Below are 18,564 nucleotides of genomic sequence, written 5' to 3' on the forward strand. Positions count from 1 at the left end.
CTTTCAACCTGGCGAGCGCGCGTATATAAAAGTAGCCCACGGCGTACAGGCGAGCGTTGAATGATCAGCGCTCGCCTCTAATCATGCATTTTGTTTCATTTGCGCAAGCTGGGGCTCAAGCGCAGCATGTCCAACCCTGTATCGACCCAACGCTCGGCTTCGATGTGCAGTTGGAAACCCTCGGGCGCCAGCAGCCACTGGTACAGGATGCCATCGATGTAGGCATGCAGGCTGACGGCCGCGCGCGCCGTATCCAGGTTTTCCGGCAATTGCCCGCGATTCACCGCGTTGCTCAGGGCCAGGCCGATTCGTACATTGCAATCCAGGCTGGCTGCCACGCGCTGTTGGCGCAGGTCGCACATTTCATCGGTGAATTCGCACTTATGAAAGAGAATTTCGTTGATGCGCCGGGTTTTCGGGTCCAGGGCAACTTGATGAAACAAATGAATCAACAGCTTGCGCATACAACCCAGGGGGTCGGGTTCATCTGCGCTTTCGCTGGCCTTGGCCATTTCATCCAGAGGCTCGTGCAGGGTGTCGAGCATGGCCTGGACCAAGTCCGCCTTGTTGCTGAAATGCCAGTAAATCGCCCCGCGAGTGACGCCGGCAAGGTTCGCGATGTCCGCCAGGGTCGTGCGCGCCACGCCCCGCTCGAAAAAGGCTTTCTCGGCCGCTTCGAGTATCTGGTTGCGGGTTTCTTGGGCTTCCTCTTTGGTACGACGGACCATGGCAGTACAACCTCAATCAGGATGCTTCAGCGATGTCTGGATATCAGCTGAATAAAAGCGGGGCGAGTGCTCTTGGGTTTCGTCCCCGGGCCTACAATTCGAACCTTGCGACGGCGTTTGTAACGGGATGGGTACGTGACCAAGGTATTTACAAACAGCCATGAACGTAAGTATATTCCTTAGCATGCTACTTATCCACTCGGCCCCCACTTTTTAACCTTTCAATTTTTTCTTGTGCGTTTGTTTCGCGCCTGACCCGAGGATTTTCATGCAATTCAAGCCAGCTGTTACCGCTCTGGTCGCCGCCGTCGCCCTGGCATCGCTGCTCAGCGGATGTAAAAAAGAAGAGGCCCCTCCGGCCGCACCACCGCCTCAGGTCGGCGTCGTCACCCTGCAGACGCAAACGTTTACGTTGACGTCCGATCTGCCGGGACGCACCAGTGCGTTCCGCATTGCCGAAGTGCGCCCACAGGTCAACGGCATCATTCTCAAGCGTCTTTTCAAGGAAGGCGGCGACGTCAAGGCCGGCCAGCAGCTGTATCAGATCGATCCATCGGTTTATGACGCTACGCTCAAAAGCGCCGAAGCCAACTTGCGTTCGACCAAGTCGATCTCTGACCGCTACAAGCAACTGGTCGACGAACAGGCCGTGAGCCGCCAGGAATACGACACCGCCGTGGCCAACCGCCTGCAATCGGAAGCCGCACTGCAAACGGCCCAGATCAATGTGCGCTACACCAAGGTGTATGCGCCGTTGACCGGTCGGATCGGTCGCTCGTCGGTCACCGAAGGTGCACTGGTCAGCAATGGCCAGGTCGAAGCGATGGCGGTGATCCAGCAGCTGGACCCGATCTACGTCGACGTCACCCAGTCTTCTGTCGAGCTGCTTACGCTGCGCCGCGAGCTGGAAAGCGGTCGTCTGCAAAAGGCCGGCGACAACGCCGCGAAAGTCAAGCTGACCCTCGAGGATGGCAGCCAGTACAAGCTCGACGGCAAGCTGGAGTTCTCCGAGGTCTCGGTAGACCAGACCACCGGCTCCGTCACCCTGCGCGCCGTGTTCCCGAACCCTGACCACACCCTTCTGCCGGGCATGTTCGTGCACGCCCAGTTGCAGGCAGGCGTGAACAGCGCCGCGATCCTGGCGCCGCAGCAAGGCGTCACCCGCGACCTCAAAGGCATGCCGACCGCGCTGGTCGTAGGTCCCGACAACAAGGTCGAACTGCGTCAGCTCAAGGCTAACCGCACCGTCGGCAACCAATGGCTGATCGAGGACGGCCTGAAGGCCGGCGATCGCCTGATCACCGAAGGCCTGCAGTTCGTCAAGCCGGGCATCGAAGTCAAGCCCACTGACGCCACCAACGTCGGCACAAAAAACCCGGCCCCCGCCAAGCCAGCTGAGCAGGCTTCCAGCGGCCAAGGGGAGTAATTCATGTCCAGATTCTTCATCGACCGTCCGATCTTCGCCTGGGTAATCGCCCTGGTGATCATGCTGGTCGGGGCTCTATCGATCCTCAAGTTGCCGATCAACCAATACCCGAGCATTGCGCCTCCAGCCATCGCCATTTCCGTGACCTACCCGGGCGCTTCTGCGCAAACCGTGCAGGACACCGTGGTCCAGGTGATCGAGCAGCAGCTCAACGGTATCGACAATTTGCGTTATGTGTCTTCGGAAAGTAACTCCGATGGCACCATGACCATTACCGCGACCTTCGAGCAAGGCACCAACTCCGATACCGCGCAGGTCCAGGTCCAGAACAAGCTGAACCTGGCCACCCCGCTGTTGCCGCAGGAAGTGCAGCAACAAGGTATCCGCGTGACGAAGGCAGTGAAGAACTTCCTGCTGGTGATCGGCGTGGTGTCGCGTGACGGCAGCATGACCAAGGACGACCTGTCCAACTACATCGTGTCCAACATGCAGGACCCGATCTCGCGGACCGCCGGTGTCGGCGACTTCCAGGTATTCGGCTCCCAGTACGCCATGCGCATCTGGCTCGACCCGGCCAAGTTGAACAACTTCAACCTGACCCCGATCGATGTCAAAACCGCCATCGCCGCACAGAACGTCCAGGTCTCGTCCGGCCAGCTCGGCGGCCTGCCCGCCCTGCCCGGCACGCAGCTGAACGCGACGATCATTGGCAAGACCCGCCTGCAGACCGCCGAGCAATTCGAAAAGATCCTGCTCAAGGTCAACAAGGACGGCTCCCAGGTTCGCCTCAAGGATGTCGCCAGCGTCGGCCTGGGTGGTGAGAACTACAGCATCAACGCCCAGTTCAACGGCGCCCCGGCGTCCGGCCTGGCCGTGAAACTGGCCACTGGCGCCAACGCCCTGGATACCGCCAAGGCCCTGCGCACCACCATCGACAACCTCAAGCCGTTCTTCCCCGAAGGGATGGAAGTGGTGTTCCCGTACGACACCACGCCGGTGGTGACCGAATCGATCAAGGGCGTGGTTCACACCCTGGTCGAAGCGGTCGGGCTGGTGTTCCTGGTGATGTTCCTGTTCCTGCAGAACTTCCGCGCCACCATCATCACCACGATGACGGTCCCGGTGGTATTGCTCGGTACATTCGGGATCCTCGCGGCGGCCGGGTTCAGCATCAATACCCTGACCATGTTCGGTATGGTGCTGGCCATCGGCTTGCTGGTGGACGATGCCATCGTCGTGGTGGAAAACGTCGAACGGGTGATGAGCGAAGAAGGCCTGTCGCCCAAGGAAGCGACCAAGAAATCCATGGGGCAGATCCAGGGAGCACTGGTTGGTATCGCCTTGGTGCTGTCAGCGGTGCTGTTGCCAATGGCCTTCTTCAGCGGCTCCACCGGTGTGATCTACAAGCAGTTCTCGATCACCATCGTCTCGGCCATGGCCCTGTCGGTACTGGTGGCCCTGATCTTCACCCCGGCGCTCTGCGCCACCATGCTCAAGGCGATTCCCAAGGGCGAGCACCACACCCCGAAACGCGGTTTCTTCGGCTGGTTCAACCGCAACTTCGACCGTGGTGTCAAAAGCTACGAGCGTGGCGTCGGCAGCATGCTGACGCACAAGGCGCCGTACCTGTTGGCCTATATCATCATCGTCGTCGGCATGATCTGGCTGTTCACCCGCATTCCAACTGCGTTCCTGCCGGAAGAAGACCAGGGCGTATTGTTCGCCCAGGTACAGACCCCCGCCGGATCGACGTCCCAGCGCACCCAGGTGGTCGTGGACGAAATGCGTGAATTCCTGCTGCGTCCGGGCAAGGATGGCGGTGAAGGCGACGCGGTGAACTCGGTGTTTACCGTGACCGGCTTCAACTTCGCCGGCCGTGGCCAAAGCTCGGGCATGGCGTTCATCATGCTGCGCCCATGGGAAGACCGTAACGCCGACAACAGCGTGTTCAAGGTCGCAGCCCGTGCCCAGCAGCACTTCTTCACCTTCCGTGACGCCATGGTGTTTGCCTTCGCGCCACCGGCGGTACTGGAATTGGGTAACGCCACCGGTTTCGACGTGTTCCTGCAGGACCGCGCCGGTATCGGTCACGACAAGCTGATGGAAGCCCGTAACCAGTTCCTCGGCATGGCGGCGCAAAGCAAGATCCTGACTCAAGTGCGTCCGAACGGCTTGAACGATGAGCCGCAATACCAGCTGGAAATCGACGATGAGAAGGCCAGTGCCCTGGGCATTACCATCGCCGACATCAACAACACCCTGTCGATCGCCCTGGGCAGTAGCTACGTCAACGACTTCATCGACCGTGGTCGGGTGAAGAAGGTTTACGTGCAAGGACAGCCCGGTGCGCGCATGAGCCCTGAGGACTTGCAGAAGTGGTACGTGCGCAACAGCGTCGGCACCATGGTTCCGTTCTCGGCGTTCGCCAAGGGTGAGTGGATCTACGGATCGCCGAAACTGGCCCGTTACAACGGCGTGGAAGCGGTGGAAGTCCTCGGCGCCCCGGCACCGGGTTACTCCACCGGTGAAGCCATGGCCGAAGTCGAGGCCATCGCCAAGAAACTGCCGGCCGGCGTCGGTATTTCCTGGACCGGCCTGTCCTACGAGGAACGCCTGTCGGGCTCGCAAGCGCCTGCGCTGTACGCCTTGTCGTTGCTGATGGTGTTCCTGTGCCTGGCGGCCCTCTATGAAAGCTGGTCGATTCCGATCGCGGTCATGCTGGTGGTACCGCTGGGGATCATCGGTGCGCTGATGGCCACCAGCCTGCGCGGCCTGTCCAACGACGTGTACTTCCAGGTGGGCTTGTTGACGACCATCGGCCTGGCGGCGAAAAACGCCATCCTGATTGTCGAATTCGCCAAGGAACTGCACGAACAAGGGCGCAGCCTGCGCGAGGCGGCCATCGAAGCCTGCCGCATGCGTCTGCGCCCCATCATCATGACCTCGCTCGCGTTCGTGCTCGGGGTGGTGCCCCTGGCGATATCCACGGGTGCAGGTTCCGGTAGCCAGCATGCCATCGGTACCGGCGTGATTGGCGGTATGATCACCGCAACCGTTCTGGCGATCTTCTGGGTCCCACTGTTCTTCGTCACCGTGTCGGCCCTGGGTCAGCGTAAAAACGTCGACCAGCAAGACGCCATTGAAACTTCTAAAGAGGCTGGCTAATGAGCAAGTCGCTACTCTCCCTGGCCGTCGCCGCGTTCGTGCTTGGTGGCTGCTCGCTGATACCTGACTATCAGCGGCCGCAAGCACCGGTGGCAGATCAGTACCCGCAGGGCCAGGCGTATTCGCCGGCCCAGGCACCGGCGCAGGCCGCTGCCGAGCAGGGTTGGAAGCAGTTTTTCCATGACCCGGCGCTGCAGCAGCTGATTCAGGTATCCCTGGAAAACAACCGCGACCTGCGTGTCGCGGCCTTGAACATCGACGCCTTTGCGGCTCAATACCGCATCTCGCGCGCCGATCTGTTCCCGGCCGTTTCGGCCAACGGTACAGGTAGCCGCCAGCGCTTGCCGGCTGACGCTTCGCAGACCGGCGAGGCTGGCATCACCAGTTCCTACTCGGCCACGGTTGGCATCAGCGCCTATGAACTGGATATGTTCGGTCGGATTCGCAGCCTGAACGAAGAAGCCCTGCAGAAGTACTTTGCCACCGAAGAAGGCCGGCGCAGCACCCAGATCAGCCTGGTGGCCAGCGTGGCCAATGCCTACCTGACCTGGCAGGCCGACAAGGAACTGCTCAAGCTGACCCAGGACACCCTCGCCGCGTTCGAGGAGAGCTACAAGCTCACCGCGCGCAGCAACGAAGTGGGCGTCGCTTCGGCCCTGGACCTGGCACAATCGCGCACCTCGGTGGAAAACGCCCGTGCGCAATTGGCCAAGTACACCCGTCAGGTCGCCCAGGATGAAAACAGCCTGGTGCTGCTGCTTGGCACCGGCATCCCGGCCAACCTGCAAGCGGCCAAACCGCTGAACGACGACCTGCTGGCCGAAGTGCCACCTGGCCTGCCGTCGGACTTGCTGCAGCGTCGCCCGGACATCCTGCAGGCCGAGTACAACCTCAAGGCCGCCAACGCCAACATCGGCGCGGCGCGGGCAGCGTTCTTCCCGAGCATCAGCCTGACGGCCAATGCCGGGACCCTGAGCCCGGACCTGTCCGGCCTGTTCAAGGGTGGTTCGGGTACCTGGCTGTTCCAGCCGCAGATCAACCTGCCGATCTTCAACGCCGGCAGCCTGCGTGCCAGCCTGGATTACTCGAAAATCCAGAAAGACATTGGCGTGGCGAACTACGAGAAGTCCATCCAGACCGCCTTTCAGGAAGTCGCCGACGGCCTGGCCGCGCGCCAGACCTACGTCCAGCAGCTGCAGGCGCAGCAGGACTTCGTCAATGCCAACCAGGACTACTACCGCCTGGCCGAGCGTCGTTACCGCATCGGTGTCGACAGCAACCTGACCTTCCTCGATGCCCAGCGCCAGCTGTTCAGTGCCCAACAGGCATTGATCACCGACCGTCTGGCGCAACTGGTCAGCCAGGTCAACCTGTACAAGGCCCTGGGCGGTGGCTGGAACGAACAGACGGCGAAGAACGAGCCGTTGAAAGAAGAAGCGCCGAAGATGAAGTATTTCTGATAGTGCTGTGAAAACAAGGAGCCCACCTTTCGGTGGGCTTTTTGTTGACCGCCGGAAAAGGTGTGAGGACCGTTCTGGCCCCTTCGCGAGCAAGCCCGCTCCCACACTCAACCGAGTTCCTCCAGAAAGAATGCGGCCAATGTGGGAGCGGGCTTGCTCGTGAAGGGGCCAGCACTAACAACGCAAACCCTGGGCAATCTAACGTTCGATAATCGCCCAAAATCTGTTTTCACAGATTGAACCATCTAGTACATTCACATCACCATTCGACCCACAAAACCAATAACAACAGGTTCGATGCCATGCCCCCGCGCCCTGCCCTCTCCGGCTGATCCGCCTCGCTTGCCCTGATTTCCCAGCACGTCTGCAACCTTGGGTTGCGGCATCACCCTGTTTCATCTCCAAGAATTAGAGAGACCCAAGCCCATGACGCCTTCTTCCGCGCAGTATTTCGTTCCCAGCTTGATCGCCGTAGCCCTGGCGAGCGCAGCCCTGCCCGCCCAGGCCGAAGAGTCGGGTTTTGTCGAAGGGGCCAAGGTCAACCTGAACCTGCGCAACTTCTACATCAACCGCAACTTCACCAACCCCACCAAGGCCCAGGGCAAGGCCGAAGAGTGGACGCAAAGCTTCATTCTCGACGCCAAGTCCGGGTTTACCCAGGGCACCGTCGGTTTCGGCATGGACGTGCTGGGCTTGTACTCGGTGAAACTCGATGGCGGCAAAGGTACTGGCGGTACCCAGTTGCTGCCGCTGGACAGTGACGGCCGCCCGGCCGACAACTTCGGTCGCACCAACGTGGCGTTCAAGGCCAAGCTGTCGCAAACCGAAGCGAAAGTCGGCGAATGGATGCCAGTGCTGCCAATCCTGCGTTCGGACGACGGTCGTTCCCTGCCGCAAACCTTCCGCGGCGGGCAACTCACCTCGAAGGAAATCGACGGCCTGACGCTGTACGGCGGACAGTTCCGCCAGAACAGCCCGCGCGACGACAGCAGCATGGGCGACATGTCGATGACCGGCAAAGCCGCGTTCACCTCCGACCGTTTCAACTTCCAGGGCGGCGAGTACCTGTTCAACGAGAAACGCACCCAGATCGGTGTGTGGAACGCCGAACTGAAGGACATCTACAGCCAGCAATTCATCAACCTGACCCACAGCCAACCCATCGGTGCCTGGACCCTCGGTGCCAACCTCGGCTACTTCTACGGCAAGGATGACGGCAGCGCCCGGGCCGGCGAGCTGGACAACAAAACCATGTTTGGCCTGTTCTCGGCCAAGTACGGCGGCAACACCTTCTACGTCGGCTTGCAGAAACTCACCGGCGATAGCCCGTGGATGCGGGTCAACGGCACCAGCGGCGGCACCCTGGCCAACGACAGCTACAACTCCAGCTACGACAACGCCCGGGAAAAATCCTGGCAAGTGCGCCACGACTACAACTTCGTTGCCCTTGGCGTGCCGGGCCTGACCCTGATGAACCGCTACATCAGCGGCGATAACGTGCACACCGGCACCATCACCGATGGCAAGGAATGGGGTCGTGAAAGTGAACTGGGCTACACCGTGCAGAGCGGTGCGCTCAAAGACCTGAACGTGAAATGGCGCAACTCGACGATACGTCGCGATTACAGCAACAACGAGTTCGATGAGAATCGCGTGATCATCAGCTACCCGATCAGCCTGCTCTAGAGGCCGATCGTTCCCACGCTCTGCGTGGGAATGCAGCCCGGGACGCTCCGCGTCCCTTCCAAAGCCGAACGCAGAGCGTTCCTTGAGGCATTCCCACGCAGAGCGTGGGAACGATCAATCGCAGGGGATCACTCCCGCGATTCAACCCCCAACTCATCCCAGACCGACTCAGCCAGGTGGAACGTCGCATTGGCTGCCGGAATCCCGCAGTAGATTGCGCTCTGCATGATCACTTCCTTGATCTCGCTGCGGCTCACGCCGTTGTTGGCGGCAGCGCGCAGATGCAGTTTGAGTTCGCCCTCGCGGTTCATGCCGATCAGCATGGCGATGGTGATCAGGCTGCGGGTGTGACGCGGCAGGCCCGGACGGGTCCAGATGTCACCCCAGGCGTGGCGGGTGATCATTTCCTGGAACTCCGAGTTGAACTCGGTCAGGGTGGTCAGGCTGCGATCGACATGGGCATCGCCCAGAACAGCGCGACGGACCTTCATGCCCTCGTCGTAACGTTGTTTCTCGTCCACGCAATTCCCCTCAACGAGCCGTCAGGAAGGCCAGTACGCGGTCGCTGAAATCAGCACCGGCCTGGACGTTGGACAAGTGCGCGGCATAGAACTCGGCGTACTCCGCACCCGGTACGTGCTCCTGGATGAAGTGCCCGCCGGACGGCGGCGTGACCGCATCCTGGATGCCGGCGATCACCAGCAGCGGCGCCTTGATCGCAGACAACTGATCGCGGAAATCGGCATCGCGCACCGCCGCACAGTTGGCCGCATAGCCTTCAGGCGATGTCGCCGCCAGCATGTCGGTAATCTGCTTGGCCGCCGCCGGGTTGGCTTCGGAGAAATCCGGGGTGAACCAGCGTGCAATCGATGCATCGCGCAAGGCGACCATCGCTGCCTGACCGTCACGCAACACCGTTTCGATACGCGGGTTCCAGATCGACGGATCGCCGATTTTCGCCGCCGTGTTGCACACGATCAGCTTATTCAGACGTTCGCCAGCGTTGATCCCCAGCCACTGGCCGATCAGGCCGCCCATGGACAGGCCGCAGAAATGTGCGCGTTCGATGTGCAGGGCATCCAGCAGTGCCAATACGTCACGGCCCAGTTGTTCGATGCTGTAAGGGCCCGGCGTCACCAACGATTGGCCGTGTCCGCGGGTGTCGAAACGCAGTACACGAAAGTGCTCCGTGAACGCCGGAATCTGCGCGTCCCACATGTGCAGGTCGGTGCCCAGCGAGTTGGACAGCACCAGCACCGGCGCATCGACCGGTCCATCTAGTTGGTAATGTAGTTCGCCATCGGCGAGTTGTACGAAAGCCACAGCAGTCTCCTTCAGGCAGTCAATGCAGAATGTTCAGCCACCGCTCGCTCGACCCAGGTATGGGCCTGACCGAGATAATGGGCGGGGTCCAGCAGATGATCGAGTTCAGTGGCCGACAGTTCGGCAGTCACTTGCGGTTCGTCGCCAAGTACGGCACGCAGATGGCGTTGTTCGGCGACGGCGCGTTTGCAGCATTGTTCCAGCAGGTGATGCGCGGTGTCGCGGCCGACCCGTTGTGCGAGGACGATGCTCACCGCTTCGGCGAGCACCAGGCCCTGGGTCAGGTCGAGGTTGCGGGCCATGCGTTCGGCGTCCACTTCCAGTCCGCCCGTGACCAGCAGCGCCTGCTTGAGACTGCCGGACACCAGGCAGCAAATTTCCGGCAGGGTTTCCCACTCGGCATGCCACAGCCCCAGGCTGCGCTCGTGCTCCTGCGGCATGGCGCTGAACAGTGTCGACAGCAGGCCTGGCACGCGAGTCGCCGCGCCAATCAGCACCGCCGCACCGACTGGATTGCGTTTATGCGGCATGGTCGAAGAACCACCCTTGCCCGGCGCCGAAGGCTCGAACACCTCGGCGGCTTCGGTTTGCATCAGCAAGCTGATATCGCGACCGAGCTTGCCGAGACTTCCGGCGATCAATCCGAGCACCGAGCCAAACTCCACCAGGCGATCGCGCTGAGTGTGCCAGGGCTGGTCCGGCAAGCTCAGTTGCAGCTCTTCGGCCAACGCCTGGGCAATCGGCATCGCCTGTTCACCGAGGGCCGCGAGGGTTCCGGAGGCGCCACCGAATTGCAGCACCAGCAGGCGCGGCCTGAGCGCTTGCAGACGTTGACGGCTGCGGGTGACGGCGCCCAGCCAACCGGCGATTTTCATGCCGAGGGTCACCGGCGTCGCATGTTGCAACCAGGTGCGTCCGGCCAGTGGCGTGGCGACATAACGTTGGGCCTGGGTGGCGAGGGTGTCGCCCAGTTGCGCCAGATCGCTGTCGATCAATGCCAGCGCCCGGCGCAATTGCAACACCAGGCCGCTATCCATTACATCCTGGCTGGTGGCGCCCAGATGCACGTAGCGTTCGGCTTGCGCATCGCTCGCAGCGATTTGCTTGCCCAGCGCCTTGACCAACGGGATCGCCGAATTACCCGCCGTGGCAATTGCCTCGCCGAGGGCGGCAAAATCGTAATGCCCGGCCTGGCACGCCGCTTCAATCGGCGCCACCGCGGTAGGCGGAATCACGCCGACCCGCGCTTCGGCCCGGGCCAGCGCCGCTTCGAAATCGAGCATGGCCTGGACCCGGCCCTGATCGCAGAACACTTCGCGCATATCGCGGGCAGTGAAATAGGCATCGAACAATTGATTGCCCGGTCGCTCGTTCATAAACAGTCCCTGGAAGCGCGGGCCGCTTGGGCCCGCTTATTAGATCAAAGGTCGTGATGCAGATACTTCGCTTGCTTGGGTAGACGCAGGCTGAACAGGAACGCAATGGCCATCATCACCGTCACGTACCAGTAGAAGGAGTTTTCCATGCCGACTGCCTTGAGGCTCAGGGCAACATATTCCGCCGAACCGCCGAAGATTGCATTCGCCACTGCGTAAGCCAGGCCAACACCCAGGGCGCGTACCTCGGGCGGGAACATTTCGGCTTTCACCAGGCCGCTGATCGAGGTGTAGAAACTGACGATCGCCAATGCCAGCGTGATCAACACAAAAGCCAGGAACGGACTGCTAACAGTTTTCAAGCTGAGCAGGATCGGCACGGTACACAGCGTACCCAGGGCACCGAACCACAGCATCGAGTTACGGCGGCCGATCTTGTCCGCGAGCATGCCAAAGAACGGCTGCATGCACATATAAAGGAACAGCGCGCCGGTCATGATGTAACTGGCGGTCTTGGCGTGCATGCCGGCGGTGTTCACCAGGTACTTCTGCATGTACGTGGTGAAGGTGTAGAAAATCAGCGAGCCACCGGCGGTGTAACCGAGCACGGTGATAAACGCGGCTTTATGGTCGCGAAACAGCGCACGAATGCTGCCGGCGTCCTTGTTTTCACGCATTTCCTTGCTGGTGGTTTCTTTCAGCGAACGACGCAGGTACAGCGAAACCAGAGCCGCCATGGCACCGACCACGAACGGAATCCGCCAGCCGTAGGCACGCAGGTCATCCTCGGTGAGGAACTGCTGCAGGATCACCACCAGCGACACCGCCAGCAACTGCCCGCCGATCAACGTGACGTACTGGAACGAGGCAAAGAAACCGCGCTGGCCCTTGAGGGCGACTTCGCTCATGTAGGTGGCCGTGGTGCCATACTCGCCGCCCACCGACAGGCCCTGGAGCAAGCGCGCGAACAGCAGCATGATCGGGGCCCAGACACCAATATCCTTGTAGGTTGGCAAGCAGGCGATGAGCAGCGAGCCAAAGCACATCATCAGAATCGATATCAGCATCGAATTCTTGCGCCCGTGCTTGTCCGCGACACGGCCGAATATCCAGCCGCCAATCGGGCGCATCAGGAACCCGGCGGCAAATACGCCCGCGGTGTTGACCAACTGCACCGTGGGGTTGTCGGACGGGAAAAAGGCTGGCGCGAAATAGATCGCACAAAACGCATAGACGTAGAAGTCGAACCATTCGACGAGGTTGCCTGAAGAAGCACCGACAATGGCGAAGATCCGCTTGCTGCGTTCTTCACCCGTGTATAGCGCTTCAGGAACTGTAGTTGGGGTTGACATTGTTTTGTTCACTCAATGGGGACAGTGAGAGTCTAGACACACTTTGCAATAGTCCCGTTCCGCAGATGGATCACCAATGCATATCCCTTGTGGGAGCGAGCCTGCTCGCGAAGAGGCCGCTCCATTCAACATCCATGTCGACTGTCAGTCCGCTTTCGCGAGCAGGCTCGCTCCCACAGGGATTTGTGGTGTTCGCTCAATAGTCGAAGAACACCGTCTCCGCGTCAGTGCCCTGCAGAATCACATTCCACTGGTAAACACCGCTGGCATCCTGCTTGGCCAGCAAGGTGCTGCGGCGCTCGGCCGGAACGCATTCGAGCAACGGGTCGTCCACGTTGGCCGGTTCGCCATCGAAGTAGATCCGTGTCAGCAAATGCTTCACCAAACCACGGGCGAACACCAGCACCACCAGATGCGGTGCCTGGGTCGTGCCTTTGAGGCCTTCGACCGTACCCGGCTTGATGGTGGTGAACCGGAAGCGCCCTTCGGCATCCACCGGCACCCGGCCAAAGCCTTCGAAGTTCGGGTCCAGGGGTTTGTCCTGATCGTCTTCAGGATGGTCGTACTTGCCGGCGGCATTGGCCTGCCAGACTTCCAGCATCGCGTCGTTGACGACTTCACCGTTGCCATCGACCACTTGCCCGGTGATCGCCACGCGCTCGCCCAGGGTTTGCTCGACGGTCAGGTTTTCGCGATTCAGCCAGGTCAGGCCGATGTGGTAGTAAGGCCCTACGGTGTGGGACGTGGTCGCAGTCAGCGTCATCTTATTTCTCCATCGGCGTGGCGTCGCGGCCACGCAACACGATGTCCCAGCGATACCCGAGGGCATAGGAAGGGATGGTTTTTTCAAGATCGAACGTGGCGATCAAACGCTCCTTGGCGCGGGTATCGGGCACGCAGTTGTAGATCGGGTCGTACGCCAGCAGCGGGTCCCCGGGGAAATACATCTGCGTGACCAGGCGCGTCAGGATGCTCGGCCCGAACAGCGAGAAATGGATGTGCGCCGGACGCCAGGCGTTGTGGTGGTTGCCCCACGGATACGCGCCGGGCTTGATGGTCTGGAACTGGTACCAGCCATCGGCGTCGGTCACGGTGCGGCCGGTGCCGGTGAAGTTCGGGTCCAGCGGTGCGTCGTGCAGGTCACGGGGATGGTTGTAGCGACCGGCGGCGTTAGCCTGCCAGATCTCAACCAGAATCCCCGGTACCGGCAGACCGTTTTCATCCAGCACACGGCCATGGATGATGATGCGCTCACCCTGAGGCTGCCCCTCGTGCTGGGCGGTCAGGTCGTTGTCCTTCTCGTTGATGCGCTCGGCACCAACGGTAGGACCGGTGATTTCCGACAACGAGTGCGGCAAGAACACTAGCGGCTTGGACGGCGAGCGCAGGTTGGTGGATTGATAGGTCGGGTGCAGGTAGGCAGGCTGGGTGCCTTCCTGCGGGCGACGGTAACCAGGCTTGTCAGTCATGAAACATTCCTCAGTGCTTATAAGTCTTTTCGAGCGCGTCAGACGCGCTCGATCGCCAGGGCCAGACCCTGGCCGACACCGACACACATGGTCGCCAGACCTTTCTTGCCACCGTTTTTTTCCAGCTGATGCAGGGCTGTCAAAACCAGGCGCGCACCGCTCATGCCCAACGGATGGCCCAAGGCAATGGCGCCACCGTTCGGGTTGACTTGAGGTGCGTCGTCCGCCAGCCCCAGTTCGCGCAGCACCGCCAGGCCCTGGCTGGCGAACGCTTCGTTGAGTTCGATGACGTCGAAATCGCTGACCGCCAAACCCAGGCGTTCGGTCAACTTGCGCACCGCTGGCACCGGGCCAATACCCATCACCCGAGGTGCAACACCGGCGCTGGCCATGCCCAATACTTTGGCGCGAGCAGTCAGACCGTGCTTTTTCACCGCTTCGGCCGAGGCCAGGATCAAGGCCGCCGCGCCGTCGTTCACACCGGAAGCGTTGCCGGCGGTGACGGTTTTGTCCGGGCCATTGACCGGTTTGAGTTTGGCCAGGGTTTCCAGGGACGTGTCGGCGCGCGGATGCTCATCCTGGCTGACCACTGTTTCACCCTTCTTGTGGGCAATGCGCACTTCGACGATTTCTTCGGCGAAAAAGCCCGCCGCCTGCGCGGCAGCGGTGCGTTGCTGGCTGCGCAGGGCGAAAGCGTCCTGATCTTCGCGGGACACTTGATAATCGTCGGCGACGTTGTCGGCGGTCTGCGGCATCGCATCCACACCGTACTGGGCCTTCATCAGCGGGTTGATGAAGCGCCAGCCAATGGTAGTGTCTTCCAGCTTCATGTTGCGCGAGAACGCGGCGTCGGCCTTGCCCATCACGAACGGCGCGCGTGACATCGATTCGACGCCACCCGCAATCGCCAGCTCCATTTCGCCACTGGCGATGGCGCGGAACGCGGTACCGATGGCATCCATGCCCGAAGCGCACAGGCGATTAAGGGTCACGCCGGGAATGGTTTCCGGCAGACCCGCCAGCAGCAGCGCCATGCGCGCCACGTTGCGGTTGTCTTCACCGGCCTGGTTGGCACAGCCGAGGAACACCTCGTCCACTGCATTCCAGTCCACCGACGGGTTGCGCTCCATCAAGGCCTTGATCGGCACGGCGGCCAGGTCGTCGGCGCGAACCGCCGACAAGCCACCGCCGAAACGGCCGATAGGGGTACGAATCGCGTCGCAGATATAAACTTCACGCATCATGCTTCTCCTGGGGTTTGGCCGTGGGCGGCTGCGGTGCGGGCTTCCAGATCACGCAGCGCGGTCAGCTCGACTTCGGTCGGCTCGGCAGTGGTGTCGACGCTATCGGCAAAGCGGATCGGCCAACCGGTCGCCGCGACCACTTGCTCGCGGGTCACGCCCGGGTGCAGTGCGGTGACCACGAACTCGTGGGTGCCGGCTTCCGGCTCCATGATGCACAGGTCGGTAATGATTCCCACTGGACCGGCGCCCGGCAGGCCCAGACGCTTGCGTGAATCACCACCCTCGCCATGGCCGACCGAAGTGATGAAATCGAGTTTGTCGACGAACGAACGCGACGACTGCTTGAGGATGATCAGCACGCTCTTGGCGGAACCGGCAATCTCCGGCGCGCCACCGGCACCCGGCAAACGCACTTTCGGTGCATGGTAATCACCGACCACGGTTGTGTTGATGTTGCCGAAACGGTCGACTTGCGCAGCGCCGAGGAAACCGACGTCGATACGCCCGCCCTGCAGCCAGTAGCGGAAAATCTCACCGGTCGGGACCACGGTATCAGCGGTTTCCGCCAGTTCACCATCACCGATCGACAGTGGCAGTACGCTCGGCTTGGCGCCGATTGGGCCCGATTCGTAGATCAGGACCACGTCCGGCGAGGAAGTCAGGCGCGCCAGGTTGGCCGCTTTCGACGGCAGGCCGATACCCACGAAGCACACAGAACCGTTCTTCAACCTGCGGGCGGCAGCCACGGTCATCATTTCATTGGTGGTGTAAGTCATTACTTCGCCTCCGAAGCAGCGGCCAGTTTGGCCTGGAACTCGCTGAAGTCAGCGCTGCCATGGATGTACTCGTTAATCCACGCAGTGAAGGTTTCACGGTCGCGGGCAATCGGGTCCCAGGCTTGGTAGAAACGGTTGTCCCGCTCGTTGTAACCGTGGGCGTAGGACGGATGCGCGCCACCAGGGACGTGGCAAACCGCGCTCAGGGCCCAAGTGGGCAGGACACAGGAGTTCATCGGTGCGTTCAGGTCGTCGACAATTTCCTCAACGGTGACGATGCAGCGCTTGGCAGCCAGCGCGGCTTCTTTCTGCACGCCGAGAATGCCCCACAACAGCACGTTGCCCTTGCGGTCGGCTTTTTGCGCGTGAATCACGGTGATATCCGGGCGTACCGAAGGCACGGCGGCGAGCACTTCACCGGTGAACGGGCAGGTGACGGACTTGATCAGTGGGTTGACTTTGGGCAGGTCGGAACCGGCGTAGGCACGCAGCACCGCGAACGGCAGGCCGGAAGCGCCGGCAACATAGGCGTTAGCCAGGTCGGCGTGGCTGTGTTCTTCAATTTCCAGGGCATGGGGCCACTGCTTCTCGACGGCGTCACGCAGACGATGCAACGAACCGACACCCGGGTTGCCGCCCCAGGAGAAAATCAGCTTGCGTGCACAACCGGCGCCGATCAACTGGTCGTAGATCAGGTCGGGGGTCATCCGCACCAGGGTCAGGTCTTTCTTGCCCTGGCGAATGATTTCGTGACCCGCCGCTGTCGGGATCAGATGGGTAAAGCCTTCGAGTGCGACCGTATCGCCGTCGTTCACGAATTGCTTTACCGCGTCGTGCAGCGAAAGAATTTCAGCCATCGGGGCAGGCTCCCGTTTGTTATTAACCAACTGATAAAAAGGCGCCGATGCGCAGCGCCGGAGTGGTTAAAGATTAAGCGCGTGCCCCACACCAAACAATCCGATAATCGACTGAGTGTTCGTTTATCGAACACATTGTTGTCAGGCTACCGTTTTGTCTTGCTTCAAATGATCGCAGCCTGCGGCAGCTCCTACAGAGGGATGCATACACCTGTAGGAGCTGCCGCAGGCTGCGATCTTTGCTGCCACACCGCTATTTCAAGCCATGATCAGGTCGCATCCGCATGACTGACCACACCTTTGATCACCACCGCCGCAGTCGCCAAAGCCGCCGGAATCACCAGTGCCGTCAGCACTTGCTCGAAATTCCAGCCCAGTCCCAGCAGTGTCGCGCCCATCCATGCACCCAGGATCGCGCCGAAGCGGCCAATCCCGAGCATCCATGACACCCCGGTGGCACGCCCTTGAGTCGGATAAAACCGCGCCGCCAGCGAAGGCATCGCCGATTGCGCACCGTTGACACACATGCCCGCCACCAACACCAGGGTCGCCAGTAAGGTGATATTGCCCAGGCTCTGCCCTACCGCGTAGGCAAACACCCCGGCCAACAGATAGAAAGTACCGATGACCTTGTGCGGATTGAAGCGATCCATGGCCCAGCCAACGCCCACCGCGCTCAACACCCCGCCGAACTGGAACAGCGCACCAATGAACGCGGCCTGCTCCATGCTCGCACCGCTGTCGCGCATCAGGGTCGGCAGCCAGCTTGTCAGCAGGTAAACGATCACCAGGCCCATGAAGTAGGTCAGCCATAGCAGCAAGGTGCCGACGCTGTAGGTGCCGGAGAAGATCACGGCAAACACGTTGCGCGCCTTCACGGTTTTCTGTTCCGGCACGCTGAAGCTCGATGCCTGGGCCACCACCTTCGGGTCGATGGGGGCCAGCGTCTTGCGTACTTTGTCGGTGCCGCGATTACGCACGACCAGAAAACGCGCCGACTCGGGTAGCCAGATCAGCAACACGACGCCAAGGATCAACGGCAGGATCCCGCCGATCAACAGCAAGCTATGCCAGCCGAACGCCGGGATCAGCTTGGCCGAAATGAATCCGCCACCGGCCATGCCCAGGTTGAAGCCGCAGAACATGCTGGTCACCAGCAGGGATTTCTTGCGCTCCGGGGTGTACTCCGACAACAGGGTCGTGGCGTTGGGCATGCCCGCGCCCAAGCCGAGGCCGGTCAGGAAGCGCAACACCAGCAACTGGTCGACATTGGTGCTGTAGGCCGACGCCAGGCTGAAGGCACCGAACAGCAGCACAGCCCCGACCAGTACGACCTTTCGCCCAAACCGGTCAGCCAGCGGCCCGGAGCCCAACGCCCCGAAGACCATGCCGATCAGCGCCGCACTCATCACCGGGCCAAGGCTGGCGCGATCGATACCCCAATCCTGGGACAGGGCGGGCGCGATGAAGCCCATCGCCGCCGTATCGAGACCATCGAGGAAGACAATCAGGAAACACAGGATCACCACTCGCCACTGATAACGCGAAATGGGTTGGGCATTGATGAAGGACTGCACGTCGAGGCAGTTACCTACAGCAGACTGGGGCTGGTTCATTATTTTTTTCCCACGCAAAGAACGCAGTCGAACAGATATCAACCTCTAACGAGGCTGTCACGAGAAAGGGGGAAGCCAGGATCAGG

The 18,564-nt window shown here is 61.1% G+C and carries 15 protein-coding genes; 4 read left to right on the forward strand and 11 right to left on the reverse strand.

Annotated features, from left to right (window positions below; genetic code table 11):
• Positions 1–95 precede the first annotated feature (95 nt).
• Positions 96–728, reverse strand: a complete 633-nt coding sequence (gene emhR / locus QLG10_RS17660) for an efflux system transcriptional repressor EmhR (protein ID WP_282487757.1) — start codon at positions 726–728, stop codon at positions 96–98.
• 268 nt (positions 729–996) lie between these two features.
• Here emhR and QLG10_RS17665 point away from each other — a divergent pair, with 268 nt between their 5' ends.
• From QLG10_RS17665 to QLG10_RS17680, 4 genes are all read left to right on the forward strand, one after another.
• Complete coding sequence (locus tag QLG10_RS17665) at positions 997–2,154, forward strand: efflux RND transporter periplasmic adaptor subunit (protein ID WP_282487758.1); 1,158 nt, start codon at positions 997–999, stop codon at positions 2,152–2,154.
• A gap of 3 nt (positions 2,155–2,157) precedes the next feature.
• Positions 2,158–5,319, forward strand: a complete 3,162-nt coding sequence (emhB, locus tag QLG10_RS17670; protein WP_110748947.1) for an efflux RND transporter permease subunit EmhB — start codon at positions 2,158–2,160, stop codon at positions 5,317–5,319.
• The gene (gene emhC, locus QLG10_RS17675; RefSeq protein ID WP_110748945.1) at positions 5,319–6,779 is read left to right on the forward strand and encodes an efflux RND transporter outer membrane subunit EmhC; all 1,461 of its coding nucleotides are present in this window, start codon (positions 5,319–5,321) and stop codon (positions 6,777–6,779) included. Before emhB ends, emhC begins: the two co-directional genes overlap by 1 nt.
• 426 nt (positions 6,780–7,205) lie before the next feature.
• Positions 7,206–8,465 carry an OprD family porin gene (locus QLG10_RS17680; protein WP_188264242.1) on the forward strand — a complete coding sequence of 420 codons (1,260 nt, stop codon included), beginning with the start codon at positions 7,206–7,208 and terminating at the stop codon, positions 8,463–8,465.
• Positions 8,466–8,593: 128 nt separating this feature from the next.
• On the opposite strand, the gene pcaC is transcribed toward QLG10_RS17680, so the two are convergent.
• The 10 genes from pcaC to QLG10_RS17730 form a co-directional block, all read right to left on the reverse strand.
• The gene (pcaC, locus tag QLG10_RS17685) at positions 8,594–8,986 is read right to left on the reverse strand and encodes a 4-carboxymuconolactone decarboxylase (RefSeq protein ID WP_020798348.1); all 393 of its coding nucleotides are present in this window, start codon (positions 8,984–8,986) and stop codon (positions 8,594–8,596) included.
• Positions 8,987–8,996: 10 nt separating this feature from the next.
• Complete coding sequence (pcaD, locus tag QLG10_RS17690; protein WP_110748939.1) at positions 8,997–9,788, reverse strand: 3-oxoadipate enol-lactonase; 792 nt, start codon at positions 9,786–9,788, stop codon at positions 8,997–8,999.
• 11 nt (positions 9,789–9,799) lie between these two features.
• On the reverse strand, positions 9,800–11,164 hold the full coding sequence (locus QLG10_RS17695) for a 3-carboxy-cis,cis-muconate cycloisomerase (RefSeq protein WP_282487759.1): 1,365 nt from the start codon (positions 11,162–11,164) through the stop codon (positions 9,800–9,802).
• 44 nt (positions 11,165–11,208) lie between these two features.
• Entirely contained in the window at positions 11,209–12,516 is a 1,308-nt protein-coding gene (locus QLG10_RS17700) for an MFS family transporter (protein ID WP_282487760.1), read from the reverse strand.
• A 196-nt stretch (positions 12,517–12,712) separates the two neighbouring features.
• Positions 12,713–13,279 carry a protocatechuate 3,4-dioxygenase subunit alpha gene (gene pcaG, locus QLG10_RS17705; RefSeq protein ID WP_282487761.1) on the reverse strand — a complete coding sequence of 189 codons (567 nt, stop codon included), beginning with the start codon at positions 13,277–13,279 and terminating at the stop codon, positions 12,713–12,715.
• Between the two features lies 1 nt (position 13,280).
• Positions 13,281–13,985, reverse strand: a complete 705-nt coding sequence (pcaH, locus tag QLG10_RS17710) for a protocatechuate 3,4-dioxygenase subunit beta (protein ID WP_110748933.1) — start codon at positions 13,983–13,985, stop codon at positions 13,281–13,283.
• Between the two features lie 38 nt (positions 13,986–14,023).
• Positions 14,024–15,229 carry a 3-oxoadipyl-CoA thiolase gene (gene pcaF, locus QLG10_RS17715; RefSeq protein WP_177411579.1) on the reverse strand — a complete coding sequence of 402 codons (1,206 nt, stop codon included), beginning with the start codon at positions 15,227–15,229 and terminating at the stop codon, positions 14,024–14,026.
• Complete coding sequence (locus QLG10_RS17720) at positions 15,226–16,005, reverse strand: CoA-transferase subunit beta (protein ID WP_110748929.1); 780 nt, start codon at positions 16,003–16,005, stop codon at positions 15,226–15,228. Before QLG10_RS17720 ends, pcaF begins: the two co-directional genes overlap by 4 nt.
• Positions 16,005–16,862, reverse strand: coding sequence for a CoA transferase subunit A (locus tag QLG10_RS17725; RefSeq protein ID WP_008054173.1), 858 nt, complete (start codon positions 16,860–16,862; stop codon positions 16,005–16,007). Before QLG10_RS17725 ends, QLG10_RS17720 begins: the two co-directional genes overlap by 1 nt.
• A gap of 269 nt (positions 16,863–17,131) precedes the next feature.
• On the reverse strand, positions 17,132–18,478 hold the full coding sequence (locus QLG10_RS17730) for an MFS transporter (RefSeq protein ID WP_020798339.1): 1,347 nt from the start codon (positions 18,476–18,478) through the stop codon (positions 17,132–17,134).
• Between the last annotated feature and the right edge of the window lie 86 nt (positions 18,479–18,564).

Origin of the sequence: Pseudomonas sp. V98_8 (genome assembly GCF_029967975.1) — a bacterium.
GTDB classification, from domain to species: Bacteria; Pseudomonadota; Gammaproteobacteria; order Pseudomonadales; family Pseudomonadaceae; genus Aquipseudomonas; species Aquipseudomonas umsongensis.